A 17,492-nucleotide genomic window follows, 5' to 3' on the forward strand; every position below is an offset into this window, starting at 1 on the left:
AGGCCGCTATGTCGGTGAACAAGGACATTATCATCGCCCTTGATGAGGGCACCACCAATGCCAAAGCGGTGGCGCTGGATGCCAACGGGCATGTGGTGGCGAGCTTCTCGCGGGCGCTGGCGATCCAGACCCCGTACGAAGGCTGGGTGGAGCAGTCCGCTGATCTGCTGGTGGACGCCTCCCTTGAGGTGCTGGCGCGGGCGATTGCCACCGTCGGGGCGCAGAGGGTGGCTGCCCTGGCGATCAGCAACCAGCGTGAGACCCTGGTGGGCTGGGATCGGGCGACCGGCAACCCCCTTGCCCCGGCGCTGAGCTGGCAATGTTCCCGCACCGCGGCTTTTTGCCACCAGCTGCGTGAGCAGGGCCACGGCCCGCAGATCAAAGCGGCAACGGGCCTGCCCATCGCGCCGCTGTTCTCTGCCTCTAAAATGCGCTGGCTGCTTGATAACACCCCCGACGGCGCAGCGCGCGCGGCACGGGGAGAGATCTGCCTTGGTACCGTGGACAGCTGGCTGCTGTGGCACCTGACGCAGGGCCAGGCGTTTAGCTGCGACTACGCCAACGCCGCCCGCACCCAGCTGATGAGCCTGCACAGCGCCGACTGGGACCCGGAGATGCTGGCGCTGTTTGGCATCCCGCGCGCGGCGCTGCCGCAGATTAAACCCTCCAGCGGCCTGTTTGGTTATACCCGCGGCTGCCCGTCGATCCCTGACGGAGTGCCGATGATGGCGATGATCGGTGATTCTCACGCCGCGCTCTTTGCCCACGGTCTGGGCGCCGAAGGCTGCGTGAAAGCAACCTACGGCACCGGCTCGTCGGTGATGGCCCCGGTGGCCTCCGCCCGTAGCGAGGTGAGCGCGCTGGCCACCACCGTGGCCTGGCATGACGGCGAGACGCTGGTCTACGGGCTGGAGGGCAATATCCCCCATACCGGCGACGCGGTGGCGTGGATGGCGGACAGCACCGGCTTAAGCGAGCTGTCGCAGGCGGAACTGACTCATGAGCTGAACACCCTCCCCCGCTCGGTGGACTCCACCCTCGGGGTCTATTTTGTGCCGGCGCTGACCGGCCTTGGCGCGCCCTGGTGGGACGAAAATGCCCGCGGGATGATCCACGGCCTGAGCCGCGGCGTGAAGCGTGCGCACCTGATCCGCGCGGCGCTGGAATCGATCGCCTATCAGATTGCCGACGTGGTGCAGGCGATGCGCGCCCATCCGGGCTTCACCCTGAACGCGCTGATGGTGGATGGCGGCCCGACGAAAAACGACTGGCTGATGCAGTACCAGGCGGATCTTCTCGGCTGCCCGGTAATGCGCAGCGACGTGGCGGAACTCTCGGCGATGGGGGCCGCCCTGCTGGCCCGTAAGGCGCTGTTTAACCTGTCGACCGCCCAGCTGCGCCAGTATCTGCCGGAGCATGTCACCTTTACACCGGATATGGCGCGCCACGCCCGGTTGCAGAGCCGCTGGCAGGACTGGCAGGCGACGGTTAAGCGGGTACGGATGTAAAAATGCCCCGCCTGGGGGTAAGCCAGACGGGGCAAATAAACGGGTGCCTGTACCAAACCGACAACCGGATAGGCGGGGATTGCTCCCCGCGTACCGCTACCTCTTCACTTCGTAAGCGAGAACAGCTTTCACTTCCACATCACGCTCCTTAACGCTCAGTTCGCATAACGTCTCACGAACCAGAAACGTGACGCCCAGCACCGTTAAAGCCAGCACCAGGATCGCCCAAAAGGCGTACTTGTTAAGCATGTCATTGCCTCCTTGCTAAGAAGAGGCTACCATCCAAATTGTTTGGGTTTGGAGTGGTAGCCCCGGTTGATGGAAACATCTCCGGGGCTTTTGCTTTCTGCATCTCCGCACCAGCCTGAGCTCAGAAAGCATCAGGCACCCGCCGCAATACTACGCTCGGGCGGGTGAAAAAACCGCCTTTTTACTGGTTATTTAGCCAGTTAAGTTTCTCTTTCAGAAAACGTTTAGATTTTGCCTTTTCAGACGTTAAACCGACACCATCACGGGTGCAGAGTGCAGAAACGCCAGAAGCACAAACTGTACGGCGTGCGTCAGTGACGTCATGTGAGTTTCCAGCGAACCGGGAAAGAGAACCTGCGTCAGTCCCAGCGTCAAAATCGATCCTGTCATGACAGCCATGGTTAACAGTAGCGTGAGGCTCGTAACCCAGGTCAGCAGACGCCAGGCGCGTAGAACCGTCATTCTGTAAAATCTTTTTCTTTTGACGAACCTGTACACTGGGGCATTCGTCAGCCTCCGGGATTGACCTGATGGTGCTGCCGATGAAGCATCAAGGCCTCAGCGATAATGTCCTGTTTGCTTTTTCGCGTTTCGTAAGCCGTAGCCTGAACGTATTCGCAAAGTTCATCATCGATGCGTGCGCTCAGCATGGTTAACCGGGCATTTTTACTTTCTCCCCGCGGCCTGCGCTTTGATGGATAGCTTCTGATTTTGTCCACACTCCCTCCGTCTTAAGCATGCAGTTATTTCACTTCCTGAAATATGAAAGTCTGTCTAAAACAAGTCAACACTCTGTATCGGAGAGGATTTTTGTAGAATAAGTGTTAAATCAACAAGACCTTAATGACAGGTATTTTTCAGTTGAAAGTGATCATCCTGTCTGATGATAAAAAGCATAACTATAAACACTTATGTTTACAACCAGTCTTAATCATGAAGACTTCATTGTCTGGACAGTGTGAAATCTTTCCTGTATCAGCATAATTGTATGCTGTACCAAAGCATTACAAAAGTGAGAAGGGGGTCATGATAAGAAACGTAGGGTAAGTGTGTTATGAACTGAAGCGAGAATGACTTGCGGCACCCATCGTAAAATTTAACATCTTTAAGACTACCGCATGATTAGATGTTTCTGTAACAACTTTTTAAAAACAATGACAAAATCGCATAGTTAAGACAATTAAATAAGTTATAAAAGTTTGACATTAGTCAAATGAAAACGGCACGCCGCAGGCACCTCTCTTCAGAGAAGCGCCTGCGATAAGCTTACTATCATGCCGTTTCGGGGCGAGCGTGAAACGCCTCAAGGCGCCTGATTTGTCGCCCCTGGTCATCAAAATTGTCCGCCGCCAGCCAGCCGCGCAGGGCCGCATCCCGGTCCGGCCATTCGCCGTCAATGATTGAAAGCATATCGCTGTCGCGGTTACGGCCTTTACGCACCAGCTTCTGGCGCAGCCGCCCTTCCCAGGTAAACCCCAGCCGTTCAGCGGCCCGGCGGGAGGCGATGTTCATCGAATCGCACTTCCATTCGATACGACGGTAGCCCTGCTCAAAGCCATGTTTCAGCAGCAGCCAGACGGCTTCGGTGCCCAGCGGGCTATTTTTCATTTTACGCGACCAGGTGACATGCCCTATCTCCACCGAGCCCAGCTGCGGCTCAATGGCCATATAGCAGACCAGCCCGACAGCACGCTCGCTCTGACGCGCGATCACCGCGAAAGGCACCAGCCCTTTATCCTGCACTTTGCCCTGTACCCACCCGGCAGTCTCTTCAACGCTGGCCGGCTGATTGCTGGCAAGCCAGGTCCAGTCGCTGTCGTCGCCGAGCGCATAAGCCCCGAACAGATCGCATGCATGCTTTTGCGCATCTAGCGGTTCAAGGCGGCAAAAACGCCCTTCCAGCACTCCTGGCGCTAATACGCTGGCTCCCTGCCAGCCGGGAACAGGATCGTTAACCATCTGCCCCCAGATATTCATCTCCGGCACGCTGACACCCCTTTTTTTGTTAACAGTTTGTTATTTCACAATACAGCATTATCTGTATAACACTACTGTTGCGCAGGCTGATTTTTTTAGATTGTTCAGGGATGGCGACGGAGGAGAGAAGGTCGCTGATGGGGGGCGTCGTTGTGGTTCGAAGCCGGGTAAGCGTTAGCGCCACCCGGCAGGGTGAAGATTACTTCAGGTTTTTAAGCATTTTCACCGTGGCGTCCAGGTCAATCTCATCTTCCGAGAAGATAAAGGTTTTGCCCTGGAAGGTGGTGATAGCCAGTTTTCTTACCGTGCGCATCTCGCCCGCTTTTGCCGTTGATTTCGGTGCAATATTGCCCATCAGGCTCTTTACTGACAGCACACCGTTCTCTTTATCAATCCGGGTTTCGGCGGGCTCTTCTTCGCTGTAAACCAGGTAAGACTTAATGGAGGTGATTTTATGGCGTTCGCCGTCGAGATAGATGTATTTGCTCTCCGGGATCACCTTCACCGCATAGGCTGACAAGCCTTTGTTGTTGGTGGTGGGCTCAAAGGTCACCGCGGCATCTTTCTTAATCAGGTCAGGGTTGGCGACCTTAATCACATGAAAATAGCGGTTATCGCCGTTTTCATCTTTGATAAATCCAAAGCCCTTATCCGCAAACCAGGTTGTGATTGTTCCGTTCATCGCCATCGCCGTTACCGCCTAATTAATCGTTGCTCACTCAATTTTTGCCGCGCGCAGTGTAAAGCACAATGCCTGCGCAGACCACGTCTTTAATGCAGAACTACTCATTGCCCCACTGGTTAAGAAAATTGGCGATATCATCAATGCGCTGGGCGTTGATACCCGCTTCCACCGCCATCTCGGTCTGCGCTGCTTCGCTGATCTCTTCGTTGTTCATCAGGCGAGCGATCAGCAGCTGGAAATAGAGCGCCAGCGAATCACGCTCTGACTCGTCTACCGGCTCGGCGGCTTCCGTCGTGTACTCATCCACGATGTCGTAATATTTAATCGGTACGTCGTTGCTCATAGGGCGTCCTCCGGGTGTCAGTTATTGCCAGGATTTTAGCATTCTTACAGGGTTTTGCCTTCCCGGGAGTAACCTTCTCTTGAGGCTGAGGGGGAACCTCACCCGTTGTCTATACTCAACTCATCAACGACAACGGAGTGCGCCATGCCTTTACCCGACTTTCATTCCTCTGACCCCTTCACCCTCGGCATCGAACTGGAACTGCAGGTGGTTAACCCGCCGGGCTACGATCTGAGCCAGGACTCTTCCGCGCTTATCACCGCCGTCAAAGACGACATCAAAGCCGGGGAAGTAAAGCACGATATCACCGAAAGCATGCTGGAGATCGCCACCGGCATCTGTCACAACATCGACCAGGCGGCAGCACAGTTTTCTGCCATGCAGCAGAGCATCCTGCGCGCGGCGGCGCAGCACCATATCCAGATCTGCGGCGGCGGCACGCACCCGTTTCAGAAGTGGCAGCGTCAGGAGGTATGCGAGGACGAACGCTATAACGCCACGCTGGAGCGCTTTGGCTATCTGATTTTGCAGGCGACGGTGTTCGGCCAGCACGTGCATGTGGGCTGTCGAACCGGGGATGACGCCATTTATCTGGTGCACGGGCTGTCGCGCTTTGTGCCGCACTTTATCGCCCTGGCGGCCACCTCACCCTATATGCAGGGCACCGATACGAAGTTCGCTTCATCAAGGCTCAATATTTTCTCCGGCTTCCCGGATAACGGCCTGATGCCATGGGTCAACAGCTGGCAGGAGTTTGAAGGACTGTTCCGCCGCCTGAGCCACACCAGCATGATCGACAGCATTAAAGATCTGCACTGGGACATTCGCCCGAGCCCGCATTTTGGCACCGTGGAGGTGCGGGTAATGGATACGCCGCTCACCCTCGCCCATGCCATTAATATCACCGGGCTGATTCAGGCCACCGCCCACTGGCTGCTGACCACCCGGCCTTATAAGCATCAGGAGCGTGATTTTTTGCTCTATCGCTTTAACCGCTTTCAGGCCTGCCGCTATGGGCTGGAGGGGATCCTGACGGACGTCCATACCGGGGAGCAGAAAACTATCGCCGAAGATATCGCCTGGCTGCTGGAGCGCGTGGCGCCCTCCGCCGAAAAGCTGGGGGCGTCCAGTGCAATCCAGGAAATTGCCCTGCGGTTAAAGCAGGGCAAGAGCGAGGCACAGCATATGCGAGACTTTATCGCGGACGGCGGCTCACTTATTTCTCTGGTGCAGAAACACTGCGAGGTGTGGGCGACGGGTCCGTAAGCCGGTGCCCCCACTCCCGCAGGCGCTGGAACAGGACAAACAGCGCCGGGATAAAGATAACCCCTACCAGGGTGGCCACCAGCATCCCGCTGAACACCGTGGTACCAATGATTCGGCGGCTCTGGGCACCCGCCCCGGTCGCCAGCATCATCGGTAAAACGCCGATAATGAACGACACGGCGGTCATCATCACCGCCCGGAAACGGCGGGAGGCCCCGTCGCGGGCCGCATCGACAATCGTCATCCCCTCATTGCGCCGCGCGCGGGCAAACTCGACGATCAGGATCGCATTTTTCGCGGCGAGGGCGATCAGTAAGACCAGGCCAATCTGCACGTAAACATCGTTGCCGTATCCGGCTATCCACAGCCAAACCAGCGCTCCGCCGAGGGCAAACAGTACCGAAAGCATCACGCTTGCCGGAAGCGTCCAGCTCTCATACTGGGCGACGAGGAACAGCCACGCCATAACCACCGCCGCCAGTACGATCCAGACGGCCTGGTTACCGGTCTGCTGCTCCTGATACGAGATGCCGCTCCAGACGTAGTCGTACCCGGCTGGCAGGTGCTCCGCCAGAAGCTGTTCCATCACCGCCATCGCCGTGCGGCTACTCTCCCCTTCCGCCGCCGAACCGCTTACCGACACCGACGGGAACTGGTTGTACTGCTGCAGAAAGGGCGCGCCGACGGTTGGGGTGATGGTGACGAGGTTGCTCAGGCGCACCCGCTCACCGTTGTTGCTGCGCACGAACAGCTCGCCGATCTGCTCCGCCCGCTCGCGCCACGCCATCTCGTTTTGCATGACCACGTGATACACGCGGTTGTTGATGCTGAAATCCCCGCCGCGGGTGCCGCCAAAGGCCGTTTGCAGACTGCTGAAGATGCGCGAAACCGGCACGTCGAGCCGCGCGGCCCGCTCGCGATCCACGGTCAGCGTCAGCTGCGGCACGTTGCTGCTCCAGGTGGTGAACACCCGGCTCAGCTGCGGATGCTGGTTGGCTTTCATGACGACTTCACGCGTCACGCGCTCCAGCTCCGCCGGACTCTGCCCCGCCAGGGCCTGAATACGCAGATCGAAGCCGGAGGCGTTGCCCAACCCTGGCAGCGTCGGCGGCGCAAAGGTCATGATGGTCGCTTCCGGCAGGGCCAGCAGCTGACGCTGTAACGTCCCCATCACTTCATCCAGTGGCGGTCGCTCGCGCCAGTCTTTCAGCATCACGGAGATAAAGCCGCCGTTCGAGGCGCTGGTGCCGTTGAGAAGGTTAAACCCGGAAACCTGAATGATATCCTCTACCGCCGGATTTTTAGCGATCAGCCCCCGCGCCGTCGCCATCACCGCTTCGGTACGCGCCAGCGAGGCCGCTTCCGGCAGCTGGACGCTGGCGAAGAAGTAGCCCTGATCTTCCTGCGGCAGGAAGCCTTTGGGCATGGCGGTAAAGCTGAATACCACCACCGCAGCCGCGCCAGCGGTCGTCAGCAACGCCAGCCACGGGCGCAGGTTAACCAGGCTGACGATACGGGTGTAAACACTGCGCGTGGCGTTCAGACCACGGTTGAAACCGCGGAAGAACGCTGCCGGACGCTCAGGGCGCGGGCGCAACAGCATGGCGCACAGGGCGGGCGTCAGGGTCAGGGCCACCAGGCTTGAGAGGGTGACAGCCGTCGAGAGGGTGACCGCAAACTGACGGTACAGCTCCCCGACAATCCCCGGCAGCAGCGTCACCGGCACAAACACCGCCAGCAGCACCAGGGTAGTGGCAATCACCGGCCCGGCAATCTGGCGCAGCGCCAGCGCGGTGGCCGCCGTGCGGCTCAGCCCTTCCGCCATCAGCGTCTCGACGCTCTCCACCACGACGATGGCGTCATCCACCACCATGGTCAGCGCCAGAATGATGGCGAACAGGCTGAGCGTGTTGGCGGAATAGCCCAGCGCGTAGAGCACCGCAAAGGTTCCCACCAGCGACACCGGAATGGCGAGGGTCACAATCAGCGTGGCGCGCCAGCTCTGCAGAAACAGCGAGACCACCACCACGACGGCCAGCAGGGTCAGCGCCAGCGAGACGCCGATCTCCTTAATAGTGGCGGCGACAAAAGTGGTGGTATCGAATTTGACCTCATACGTGAGATCGTCCGGGAAGCGCGTCGAAAGGCGCTCCAGCTCTGCACGCACCGATTCCGCCACCCGCAGGGCGTTGGCGGACGGCGTGGGATAAATGCCAAGATAGGCGGAATCATGCCCGTTCAGCCGGGCGCCCGAGCTGTAGCTGCGCGAGCCCAGCTCAATGCTGGCGACATCCTTCAGGCGCACCAGCTGGCCCATCTCCCCCGCGCGAATGATGATCCCGGCAAAGTCTTCGGCCCGGTTTAAGCGCCCCAGCCCGTTGATGGTCAGGGTCTGCTGCTGGCCGTTAAACACCGGCGGCGTGCCGACCTGGCCTGCCGCCCCCTGCACGTTCTGCTCGCGCAGCGCCTGAGCCACGTCGTCGGTGGTGACGTTCAGGGCGTTCATGCGATCCGGCCGCAGCCAGATGCGCATGCTGTAGTCCCGGGCGCCAAACATTTGCACCTGCCCGACTCCCGGCAGGCGGGACAGCGCCTCGCGCACCTGGGTGCTGGCGTAGTTGCTGACAAACAACGGCGTGTGGGTGTTATTCGGTGAGTAAAGACTTACCCCCATCATCAGGTTGGTGGCACGCTTGCGCACCTGCACGCCATTTTGCTGGGCCTCGGTGGGCAGCTGCGCTACGGCTTGCGCCACGCGGTTTTGCACGTCGATGGCGGCGAGATCCGGGTCGGTGCCCGCCGCAAAGGTAATGTTCAGGCTGTAGCTGCCTTCGTCGGAACTGGTGGATTCCATATACAGCATACGATCCACGCCGTTAAGCTGGGTCTCCAGCGGCGTGGCGATGGCCTGTGCCACGTCAGCCGCGCTGGCGCCGGGCCATGAGGCACTGACATTGACAACCGGCGGCGTGATCTGCGGGTACTGCTCCACCGGAATCATTCTCAGCGCGATGGCACCCAGCAGGGTAATGACCAGCGCAATCACCATCGCGAAGCGCGGGCGCTTGATGAAAAACGTCAGCATGAGGGCTCCTTAATTGAGTATCTGGACGGCTGCGCCAGGCTGCACGCGCTGCGCACCGTCAGTGATGGCTCGCTCACCGGCCTGGACGCCGGAAGCAATGCGCATCAGCTGGCCGATCTGCCCGGCAATGCTGAGCTGACGCTTTTCGGCTTTGCCGTCGGCGTTAACCACCCAGGCGAAAAAACCCTCTCCGTTCTGCTGAACCGCCGCGGCAGGCAGCGTCAGCACAGGCTGGGGGCTTGCCGGGCGCAGATACAGGTTGACGTTGCCGCCGGGCAGTAGCTGATGGCGCGGGTTGGCAAATTCGGCGCGCAGCATCACGCTGGCGGTACGCGGGTCGATGCGGTTGTCCACCGAGGTGAGTTCGCCGCGCACGCGCTGGCCGTTGCTGTCGATCAGCGCCTGCCAGGCCCTCTTCATGGCGTGGATATCCGCATGTTGCCCGGCTTTGGTGGCAAACGCCCCCTCTTCCAGCGCAAAAGCGATGCGGATGGGATCAAGCTGCACCACGTCGGCCAGCACGCCGCTGGCGGGATTCACCAGGCTGCCCGCGTGGAACGGGCTGTGCCCCACGCGCCCGTCAATGGGCGAGCTGATGCGGGTGTAAGTCAGGGTCAGGTTGCGGGCCTCAAGCCGGGCCCGTGCCTGCTCCAGCGCGGCGCTGGCCACGTCGCGCTGCATCCGGGCGTTGTCCACGTCGTGGCGGCTGATGGCGTTATTGCTGCCCAGACTCTCGAAGCGTGAAAGCTGCTGCTGCGCCTGACGCAGCGTGGCTTCCGCGCTCTTTACCTCCGCCTGCGCCAGACGCACGGCGGCACGCGGCTCGGCATCGTCCAGTTCAAACAGCACGTCGCCTTTTTTCACGTACTGCCCGTCACGAAAGTGGATCCGCGTGATGACACCTTCGGTGCGGGCCCGTAGCTCAACGCTGTGAATGGCCTCCACGCGGCCGGGGATTTGCCGCTCCGCGGCGTGGGCGGTTTGCTCAACGGTGGCGACGCGCACCGGAATGGCGGCGAAAGCGGAATTCAGGGTGCAGACGAGTAGCGCGAACAGGAGTGGATATTTCATGGGAGTCTCTCAGTGTTTTTCCCCTCACCCCGGCCCTCTCCCCGAAGGGGCGAGGGAGAAAACCGGGCGGTTCCCTCTCCCCACAGGAGCGAGGGAGAAAACCGGGCGCTTCCCTCTCCCCACAGGAGCGAGGGAGAAAACCGGGCGGTTCCCTCTCTCCACAGGAGCGAGGGAGAAAACCGGGCGCTTCCCTCTCCCCGAAGGGGCGAGGGAGAAAACCGGGCGGTTCCCTCTCCCCACAGGAGCGAGGGAGAAAACCGGGCGCTTCCCTCTCCCCACAGGGGTGAGGTAGAAAACCGGGCGTTTCCCTCTCCATAGGGCGAGGTAGAAAACCGGGCGGTTCCCTCTCCACAGGAGCGAGGGAGAAAACCGGGCGGTTCCCTCTCCACAGGAGCGAGGGAGAAAACCGGGCGGTTCCCTCTCCCCTATGGGGAGAGGGTTAGGGTGAGGGGTTAGTTTTTGTTATACAGCCTTACGGAACCGGCGAGTCAGTCGCTTCTCGATTTCGACGATGAAGAACATCGCGCCCGCAGTCGCCAGAGTCACACCCCAGTAGCGCAGCGGCAGGGCTTCGGTGCCGAACAGCATCTGCATAAACGGCAGGTAGATAATCGCCAGCTGCAACAGCAACAGCACGCCGGTGACCAGCCAGATCCCTTTGTTCGCCAGCAGACCGCGGTTCAGTGAGAAGCCTTCGGTGTTGCGGCAGTTAATCATGTAGACCCACTGGGCGCAGACCAGCATCTGCAGCAGTACGGTGCGGATGAACTCGGCGCTGTGGCCGCGCGGAGCCAGCCAGGCTTCCAGCGCAAAGGCGGCGACGGCGATCAGGGTGCCGACAAAGGCCACGCGCCAGACGGCATAAGCATCCATCACGTGCTGCCCGGTCTGACGCGGCGGGCGCTTCATGATGTTGCGCTCGGCGGCCTCAAACGCCAGCCCGAAGGAGAGCGTGGCGGAGGTCGCCATGTTCATCCACAAAATCAGCACCGGCGTCAGCGGGATCATGTTCCCCGCCAGCAGGGCAATCACAATTAGCAGACCCTGCGCGAGGTTAGTCGGCATGATGAACAGAATGGTCTTCTTCAGGTTGTCGTAGACGCGACGCCCCTCTTTCACCGCGCTGGCGATGGTGGCGAAGTTGTCGTCCGTCAGGACCATGTCCGCCGCCTCTTTGGTCACTTCGGTGCCCTTGATGCCCATCGCGATGCCGACGTCCGCCTGGCGCAGCGCCGGGGCATCGTTTACCCCGTCGCCAGTCATGCCGACGATCTCGCCTTTCTCCTGCAGGGCTTTCACCAGGCGCAGCTTATGCTCCGGGCTGGTGCGGGCGAAGATATCGTACTCCACCGCCGCTTTGGCCAGCTCGCCATCATCCATATGCTCAAGCTGATAGCCGGTTACCGCCTGGGCGCTGTTGGCAATGCCCAGCATCTGGCCGATGCTCATCGCCGTCTGCGGGTGATCGCCAGTGATCATCTTGACGCGGATCCCTGCCTGCTGGCAGGCGTGAATGGCGTCGATCGCCTCCGGGCGCGGCGGATCCATCATCCCGGCGATGCCGAGGAAGATCAGGCCGTGGCTGAGGTCGTCGTGGGTTAACGTCTGCTCCCCGTTCGCTGGCTTGAACGCCGCCGCCACCATCCGCAGCCCCTGACGGGCATAGCGCTCCATCTCGGCTTCCCAGTAGGTGCGGTTAAAGGCTTCGGCGCCGTTGCGGGACTGCTGCTGCGCACAGAGGGCGAAAATCACGTCCGGCGCGCCGGTGATCAGGATCTGCTCCTCGCCACCGATCCGGTAGTGGGTGCTCATGTATTTGTACTGCGAGTCAAACGGGATCTTGTTGATAAGCGTGGCGGTAACGGGGGTCAGCCGTGCTTTTGCGGCCAGCACCTTCAGCGCGCCTTCGGTCGGCCCGCCGGTGATGCCCCACAGGCCACGCTCGTCCTGAATCATCTGGCTGTCGTTACACAGGTCGATAGTGCGCAGGTACTGCTCCAGTACCGTGCCCGGCTGGATTTTCACCGGCTCATCGCTGCCCTCCAGGCAGATATTGCCTTGCGGGGCGTAGCTGTCACCCTCAACGCGGTAGCAGCTGTCGGCGGTGATGATTGCCTTGACGGTCATCTCGTTCATGGTCAGGGTGCCGGTTTTATCCGAGCAGACCACGGTCATCGCCCCCAGGGTTTCGACAGTGGGCAGTTTACGGATAATGGCGCGCTTGCGGGCCATCGCCTGCACGCCCAGCGACAGGATAATTGAGATGATGGCAGGCAGCCCTTCCGGTACCGCCGCTACCGCCAGGCTGATCAACGACAGCAGCAGCTCGCCGAGCGGCATGTCGCGCAGCAGCAGGCTGAAGACGAACAGCGCGGCCATCATCGCCATGATCAGCCCGAAGATAGCCTTGCCGAGCTTGTCCATCTGCACCAGCAGCGGCGTGCGGTGTTTTTCGATCCCGGCCATCATCTGGTTAATGTGGCCCAGTTCGGTCTCCTGACCGGTGGCGGTCACCACCCCGATGCCGCCGCCTGCGCTCACCGTGGTGCCGGAGAACACCAGATTGGTGCGATCGCCCAACGGTAATTCACCCCTCAGCGGCTGGGTGTGTTTATCCACTACCGTGGATTCACCGGTCAGAATCGCCTCTTCCACGCGTAAATTATGCGCCTCAATTAAACGCATATCCGCCGGAATACGATCCCCGGCCCGTAAAACAATAATATCCCCGGGGACTATTTCAGTTGTGGGTATTGTTTCATGATCGCCGTCACGAATAACGCGCGCCTCGCTGGCGAGCATATTTCGGATACTGTTCAGTGATTTTTCGGCGTTGCTTTCCTGAATATGACCAATTAATGCATTAATAACCGCCACGCCCAGAATAACCAGGGTATCGACCCAGTGGCCCATTATTGCGGTTAATACCGCGGCGGCCAGCAGGACATAAATTAAGACATCGTTAAAATGCGCCAGAAAACGCAGCCAGGCCGGGCGGGCTTTTTTCTCCGGCAGGGCATTGGGGCCATGCTGTTGCAGGCGCGCCTGCGCCTGTGCGCGGCTCAGACCCGCCGCCGTGCTCTGCTGGGCGGCAAGCGTCTGCTCTACGGTCTGCTGATAAGCGAGGTCAGGCGTAGTGCCCTGGGTGGGTGGTGGCGTCTGGGTGTGATGCATTTTGGTCATATTTCAGCTCCTTCAGATTGCGGTGAGCAAAAGCCTGAATTCCATGTCTGCTTTTATAAATCTGCCGACAATAATAAGTTGTCAGGGAAATTAATTTATCGCACTATTATTGCTGTCGACGGCATTCAACAGATAACGTTTCATTTCAATAAGGCGATTTTTACAAATTATTTCTAAACCGAAACTAAACGAGAGGGAACCATGTTTGGAATTTATCGCGGACGACGCCTGGCGTTATATATTTTCGTTGCCATTGTTATTGCGACGTTAATTGGAATGAGCACCTATACTTTTGTAAAAGCATTTGCCGGAGGATGACAGTAATTTACATTAGTGCAGATTAAATGAATTAATTATTTTCTCGCAGGCAAATTTCAGTGTATTAACGCAGGATTATTTATCCTGTGCGCCGTTGACGGTTGATATTGCTTTACGAAGCCCTATCCATGACAATGTTATTTTTAACTGACGATTAACATTCTCATGAAACACCCGTTAGAATCGCTGTTAACGGCTGGCGGAATTTTGCTGATGGCCTTTATCTCCGTTTTACTGCTGCCTGCGCCGTCGCTGGGGCTGGTAGTGGCGCAAAAGCTGATGAGCACCTTCCATCTGATGGATCTCAATCAGCTTTATACCATCATCTTCTGCCTGTGGTTTTTACTGCTCGGCGCCATTGAATTCTTTGTTCTGCGCTTCATCTGGCGCCGCTGGTTTTCACTGGCGTCGTAAGCCGGCGAAATCGCGCATGCCGTGGATCAGTGCTTCACACCAGGCCGCATAGTCGTGGCCGCTGGACCACGGATGAAAGCTGACGCGATAGCCTTTCTGCTGCAGAACCTGTTCAAAATCCCGCGTGGTACGGTAGATCCCCCCGCCCGGCCCCGTGGTTTCGAATTTTCCGGCCTGGAGCCAGAAGCGTACCGGATACTGTGGAGACTGCTGATACTGACGCGTCAGCCAGCCGGGCGCTTCGCCTTCTGGTGCCCACCAGTATGATCCGGAAAGGCTCAGCACATTACCAAACAGACGCGGATAGCGCAGCGCCACCCAGGAAGAGGCAATCCCCCCGTAGCTGGATCCCGCCAGCACCGTTTTCTGCCGCTGCATGGCTATCCCCTGCCCGCGCAACCAGGGCAGCAGTTCATGCGCCATAAAGTCGGCAAAATCCGGGTTCGGCGGCAGCTCTTTACCGCGTCGGGGATGATCGAGGCTGTCGATAAATACCACGTTAACCGGCGGGAGATGATGGCGGGCAATCAGGCCATCCAGCACGTTGGCGAAATGGTACTCGTCCTGATAGATCTGCCCGTCGAAGAGGATTAACGTCCAGCGTGCAGGCTGACTACTGCGCGGCCTGTAGATCGTCACTTCACGCGTATTACCCAGAATGTTGCTGCTTAGCCTCTGGCGGCTCAGCGCGCCCTGTACCAGCGGCTGCGTCGTGGCCTGCATCGAGCAATAGCGAGCCGGGCTGAGATCAAGCAGCGAATAGCGGTTCCAGCGATCCGCCTTCTGATTACCAAAGGTGTCCGGATTGAGCGGATCGGCCTGGGCGCTGACGAGGATCGCCCGTCGCCTGTCGCGTGGAGAGCCGTCGATCGCTGGCACATCCGGCGCGAGTTTGTACTGCATCACCGTATCGGCGGGTACGACGTAGCTGCGAAACCAGACGTCGCTTTTGCCCAGACGGAACAGCGGATCGTGATCGCCCGCCGGCGAACCGAGGATAAAGACGTTTTCGCGCGCGCCGCGCCACAGGAAGGTGACACGCTTATGGCGCGCATCGACCGGCTCCACCATCGGCGTTCCCTGCCGAATTTGCGCCTGCCAGAACGCATCGGTACTCCCACCGGCAGAAATCGATTTTGCCAGCGCCTGCAGCGTCGGGCTTTCAGGCGTCAGCATTTGCACGCGCGGTAACGCAGAGGTCTCTTTTATCCGCCACTGAAAACGCCAGGGTTTACCTGCTTCACCGTGCAGCAGCAGCGCGCTGCCCTGCCTCACCGGCAGGGCAAACAGAAGATGGTGCTCACCGTCGGCGGGCCCCTTGTCGATCAGGGTGCGAATACGGCGATTTTGTTCGTCCAGCAGGCGGGCATCGGTCACGCCGTTCAGCGTGGCAGAAACATAGTTTTCACTGAGTGAAGGCAGCACAAAACAGACTTCACCGCTGGCATCAAACCTTCCCTGTACCTCTCCCTGCAGGGACGACTGTTCACAGGTTGCCGCCAGGGCGGGCAGCGCTCCCACTCCTAATAACAATCCACTCCATGTCCTTTTCATTACCGCGTGTTCCCCGACGAAATTTGCCATCAACGCTAATGCAAATGGTAATAATTTGCAATATCATCTGTGATCGGGCCTGGCAGTTCGCTGCGGCGGAAATCCAGTACGTTGCCGCACGGCAAGCGATACAGCGTACTTCTGTGGGAGAGGTCGTACGGTGACGGTGGGTATAACGGGAAAAATGTTATTGCCGGGGACGGCTACGCCTTACCCGGCCTGCATGCAGTGTGTTTAATGTGCCCGACTGTGATTTTCTTTGCGATAGGCTCCAGGCGGCTGGTTGAAGGTGCGCGTAAACACGCGGGTGAAAGTCTGCTGGGAGTCAAAGCCATAACGCAGGCAAATGTCGTAAACCTTTTCATCCGATTCACGCAGATCCCGCGCCGCCAGCAGCAGCTTACGCTCACGTATATAACGTCCCAGACTTTCACCTTTATACTGCATAAACAGCCGCTGTAAGTGCCATTTTGAGTAGCCCGCATGGCGGGCGATCTCATCAATACGCAACGGCTGATGAAGGTTATCGTCGATCCACTCGACGATAGTGTCGATAACCTGAGCGGAAATTGTCATGCTGCTCTCCCCCTCTGCTCTTCGATTTAACATTATTCCCACCACGCGCGAAATTGTTGCGTGGCATCATCCACCCTGACCGGCTCACCAATCTCCGGGGTCAGCAGGCGATACTTTTTATCTTTGCTGGCCTGCGTAAGCTGGATCAGTGGATCGTTCCAGGTGTGTTTTGCCAGCACAAAGCGCCCGGAATGGCCCGGTACTACCGCGCTGGCATTCAGATCCGCCGCCGCCTGCGCCGTTTCGGCTGGCTGCATGTGGATGTACTTCCAGTCCTGGTCGTACTGGCCGTTCTCCATGATCGCCAGATCGACGCTGCCGAAGCGCTGGCCGATGGCGCTAAAGTGCGGGCCGTAGCCGGAATCACCGCTGTAGAACACCTTTTTCTGCGGGGTGACAAACATAAAGCTGCCCCACAGGGTCTGGTTGCGCTTCAGCCCGCGGCCGGAGAAGTGGCGCGCCGGCAGGACATGTACGGTCAGGTCATCGCTGATACGCACCGACTGCTCCCAGTCCCGCTCCTCAATAATTGCCGGATCCATACCCCAGTAGCGCAGATGCGATCCCACCCCGAGCGGGGTGACCACGCGTTTCACTTTGGGCTTCAGCGCCTTGATGGTGGCATAGTCGAGATGATCGTAGTGATCGTGCGAAACGATCAGCAGATCGATATCGGGCATCTCCTCGGCACGCCAGGGGTAGTCTCCGGCAAAGGCTTTGTTGAGAAAGGAGAAAGGTGCGGCATAACTGCTGAACACCGGATCGATCAGGATGCGTTTGCCCGCCAGCTGGAGATACCACGAGGAGTGGCCGAGCCAGACCAGCGTCTCCTTTTCCCGCGGCAGCTGTGCCAGATCGGTTTTCACCAGCGGCAGCGGCTGCGCCGGACGCGCGTTCTCACGCTTCGTCACCAGAAAATCCCACCATGCCGCCAGCATATTTTTATTGCCGGTAAAGCCGGGGGTCGGCAGGGTGTTGTGAAACTGCCCGTCGCGATACTGCGGCGAGGCGGCAAACTCACTCAGCTGCGCGCCCTGTGGCGGCTGGCCGAACCCGGCGTTCAGTACAAACGGCAAACTCGCCGCGGATGCAATAATCATCATTACCACCACGCTAACAATGAAACGCTTTTTCATATCCCGACCCGAATTCGCGCCCCATCCGCTGGCGTGCGCGGGCAAAACTTGATTATGAGTGAGTAAGCACTCATTATAGAAGTGATGCGAAAGTCGTCAAGACGTTTTAAGATCTTTGACATTCCGC

Annotated in this window: 15 protein-coding genes; 3 read left to right on the forward strand and 12 right to left on the reverse strand. The window is 59.0% G+C overall.

The window, feature by feature from the left end; genetic code table 11:
* Window positions 1-8 precede the first annotated feature (8 nt).
* Entirely contained in the window at window positions 9-1,508 is a 1,500-nt protein-coding gene (locus MXM41_RS16020) for an FGGY-family carbohydrate kinase (RefSeq protein ID WP_325933040.1), read from the forward strand.
* A gap of 96 nt (window positions 1,509-1,604) precedes the next feature.
* On the opposite strand, the gene MXM41_RS16025 is transcribed toward MXM41_RS16020, so the two are convergent.
* From MXM41_RS16025 to MXM41_RS16050, 6 genes are all read right to left on the reverse strand, one after another.
* Window positions 1,605-1,757 carry a Hok/Gef family protein gene (locus tag MXM41_RS16025; protein ID WP_325933041.1) on the reverse strand — a complete coding sequence of 51 codons (153 nt, stop codon included), beginning with the start codon at window positions 1,755-1,757 and terminating at the stop codon, window positions 1,605-1,607.
* A gap of 246 nt (window positions 1,758-2,003) precedes the next feature.
* Window positions 2,004-2,219 carry a hypothetical protein gene (locus MXM41_RS16030; RefSeq protein ID WP_325933042.1) on the reverse strand — a complete coding sequence of 72 codons (216 nt, stop codon included), beginning with the start codon at window positions 2,217-2,219 and terminating at the stop codon, window positions 2,004-2,006.
* 47 nt (window positions 2,220-2,266) lie between these two features.
* Window positions 2,267-2,476, reverse strand: coding sequence for a hypothetical protein (locus tag MXM41_RS16035; protein ID WP_325933043.1), 210 nt, complete (start codon window positions 2,474-2,476; stop codon window positions 2,267-2,269).
* A gap of 553 nt (window positions 2,477-3,029) precedes the next feature.
* Window positions 3,030-3,743, reverse strand: a complete 714-nt coding sequence (locus MXM41_RS16040) for a GNAT family protein (RefSeq protein ID WP_325933044.1) — start codon at window positions 3,741-3,743, stop codon at window positions 3,030-3,032.
* Between the two features lie 190 nt (window positions 3,744-3,933).
* Window positions 3,934-4,422, reverse strand: coding sequence for a cold-shock protein (locus tag MXM41_RS16045; protein ID WP_103178570.1), 489 nt, complete (start codon window positions 4,420-4,422; stop codon window positions 3,934-3,936).
* Window positions 4,423-4,516: 94 nt separating this feature from the next.
* A complete protein-coding gene (locus MXM41_RS16050; RefSeq protein WP_325933045.1) occupies window positions 4,517-4,762 on the reverse strand; it encodes a YmjA family protein in 246 nt (81 codons plus the stop codon).
* Window positions 4,763-4,906: 144 nt separating this feature from the next.
* On the opposite strand from MXM41_RS16050, the gene MXM41_RS16055 reads away from it, so the two are divergent.
* Window positions 4,907-6,028, forward strand: a complete 1,122-nt coding sequence (locus MXM41_RS16055) for a YbdK family carboxylate-amine ligase (RefSeq protein WP_325933046.1) — start codon at window positions 4,907-4,909, stop codon at window positions 6,026-6,028.
* Here MXM41_RS16055 and MXM41_RS16060 read toward each other — a convergent pair.
* The 3 genes from MXM41_RS16060 to MXM41_RS16070 form a co-directional block, all read right to left on the reverse strand.
* Complete coding sequence (locus MXM41_RS16060; RefSeq protein ID WP_325933047.1) at window positions 5,979-9,113, reverse strand: efflux RND transporter permease subunit; 3,135 nt, start codon at window positions 9,111-9,113, stop codon at window positions 5,979-5,981. The two genes, MXM41_RS16055 and MXM41_RS16060, sit on opposite strands and share 50 nt — an antisense overlap.
* 9 nt (window positions 9,114-9,122) lie before the next feature.
* On the reverse strand, window positions 9,123-10,184 hold the full coding sequence (locus tag MXM41_RS16065) for an efflux RND transporter periplasmic adaptor subunit (RefSeq protein ID WP_325933048.1): 1,062 nt from the start codon (window positions 10,182-10,184) through the stop codon (window positions 9,123-9,125).
* A gap of 462 nt (window positions 10,185-10,646) precedes the next feature.
* Window positions 10,647-13,358, reverse strand: coding sequence for a cation-transporting P-type ATPase (locus MXM41_RS16070; RefSeq protein ID WP_418936798.1), 2,712 nt, complete (start codon window positions 13,356-13,358; stop codon window positions 10,647-10,649).
* 492 nt (window positions 13,359-13,850) lie between these two features.
* On the opposite strand from MXM41_RS16070, the gene MXM41_RS16075 reads away from it, so the two are divergent.
* Window positions 13,851-14,099: a DUF1158 domain-containing protein gene (locus MXM41_RS16075; RefSeq protein ID WP_325933050.1), complete on the forward strand. Its 249-nt coding sequence runs from the start codon at window positions 13,851-13,853 to the stop codon at window positions 14,097-14,099.
* Here MXM41_RS16075 and MXM41_RS16080 read toward each other — a convergent pair.
* From MXM41_RS16080 to MXM41_RS16090, 3 genes are all read right to left on the reverse strand, one after another.
* The gene (locus MXM41_RS16080; protein WP_325933051.1) at window positions 14,085-15,653 is read right to left on the reverse strand and encodes an alpha/beta hydrolase-fold protein; all 1,569 of its coding nucleotides are present in this window, start codon (window positions 15,651-15,653) and stop codon (window positions 14,085-14,087) included. The two genes, MXM41_RS16075 and MXM41_RS16080, sit on opposite strands and share 15 nt — an antisense overlap.
* A gap of 234 nt (window positions 15,654-15,887) precedes the next feature.
* Window positions 15,888-16,229, reverse strand: coding sequence for a RamA family antibiotic efflux transcriptional regulator (locus MXM41_RS16085; RefSeq protein ID WP_325933053.1), 342 nt, complete (start codon window positions 16,227-16,229; stop codon window positions 15,888-15,890).
* Between the two features lie 32 nt (window positions 16,230-16,261).
* Window positions 16,262-17,365 carry an MBL fold metallo-hydrolase gene (locus tag MXM41_RS16090; RefSeq protein WP_325933054.1) on the reverse strand — a complete coding sequence of 368 codons (1,104 nt, stop codon included), beginning with the start codon at window positions 17,363-17,365 and terminating at the stop codon, window positions 16,262-16,264.
* Window positions 17,366-17,492: the final 127 nt, after the last annotated feature.

Source organism: Leclercia adecarboxylata (genome assembly GCF_035787115.1).
GTDB classification, from domain to species: domain Bacteria; phylum Pseudomonadota; class Gammaproteobacteria; order Enterobacterales; family Enterobacteriaceae; genus Enterobacter; species Enterobacter adecarboxylatus_E.

Bases quoted from the DNA above. Each gene is read 5' to 3' on its own strand.
- MXM41_RS16020 (WP_325933040.1), top strand. From the start codon at position 9: ATGTCGGTGAACAAGGACATTATCATCGCCCTTGATGAGGGCACCACC.
- MXM41_RS16025 (WP_325933041.1), bottom strand. From the start codon at position 1,757: ATGCTTAACAAGTACGCCTTTTGGGCGATCCTGGTGCTGGCTTTAACG.
- MXM41_RS16030 (WP_325933042.1), bottom strand. From the start codon at position 2,219: ATGACGGTTCTACGCGCCTGGCGTCTGCTGACCTGGGTTACGAGCCTC.
- MXM41_RS16045 (WP_103178570.1), bottom strand. From the start codon at position 4,422: ATGGCGATGAACGGAACAATCACAACCTGGTTTGCGGATAAGGGCTTT.
- MXM41_RS16050 (WP_325933045.1), bottom strand. From the start codon at position 4,762: ATGAGCAACGACGTACCGATTAAATATTACGACATCGTGGATGAGTAC.
- MXM41_RS16055 (WP_325933046.1), top strand. From the start codon at position 4,907: ATGCCTTTACCCGACTTTCATTCCTCTGACCCCTTCACCCTCGGCATC.
- MXM41_RS16060 (WP_325933047.1), bottom strand. From the start codon at position 9,113: ATGCTGACGTTTTTCATCAAGCGCCCGCGCTTCGCGATGGTGATTGCG.
- MXM41_RS16065 (WP_325933048.1), bottom strand. From the start codon at position 10,184: ATGAAATATCCACTCCTGTTCGCGCTACTCGTCTGCACCCTGAATTCC.
- MXM41_RS16070 (WP_418936798.1), bottom strand. From the start codon at position 13,358: ATGCATCACACCCAGACGCCACCACCCACCCAGGGCACTACGCCTGAC.
- MXM41_RS16075 (WP_325933050.1), top strand. From the start codon at position 13,851: ATGAAACACCCGTTAGAATCGCTGTTAACGGCTGGCGGAATTTTGCTG.
- MXM41_RS16080 (WP_325933051.1), bottom strand. From the start codon at position 15,653: ATGAAAAGGACATGGAGTGGATTGTTATTAGGAGTGGGAGCGCTGCCC.
- MXM41_RS16085 (WP_325933053.1), bottom strand. From the start codon at position 16,229: ATGACAATTTCCGCTCAGGTTATCGACACTATCGTCGAGTGGATCGAC.
- MXM41_RS16090 (WP_325933054.1), bottom strand. From the start codon at position 17,365: ATGAAAAAGCGTTTCATTGTTAGCGTGGTGGTAATGATGATTATTGCA.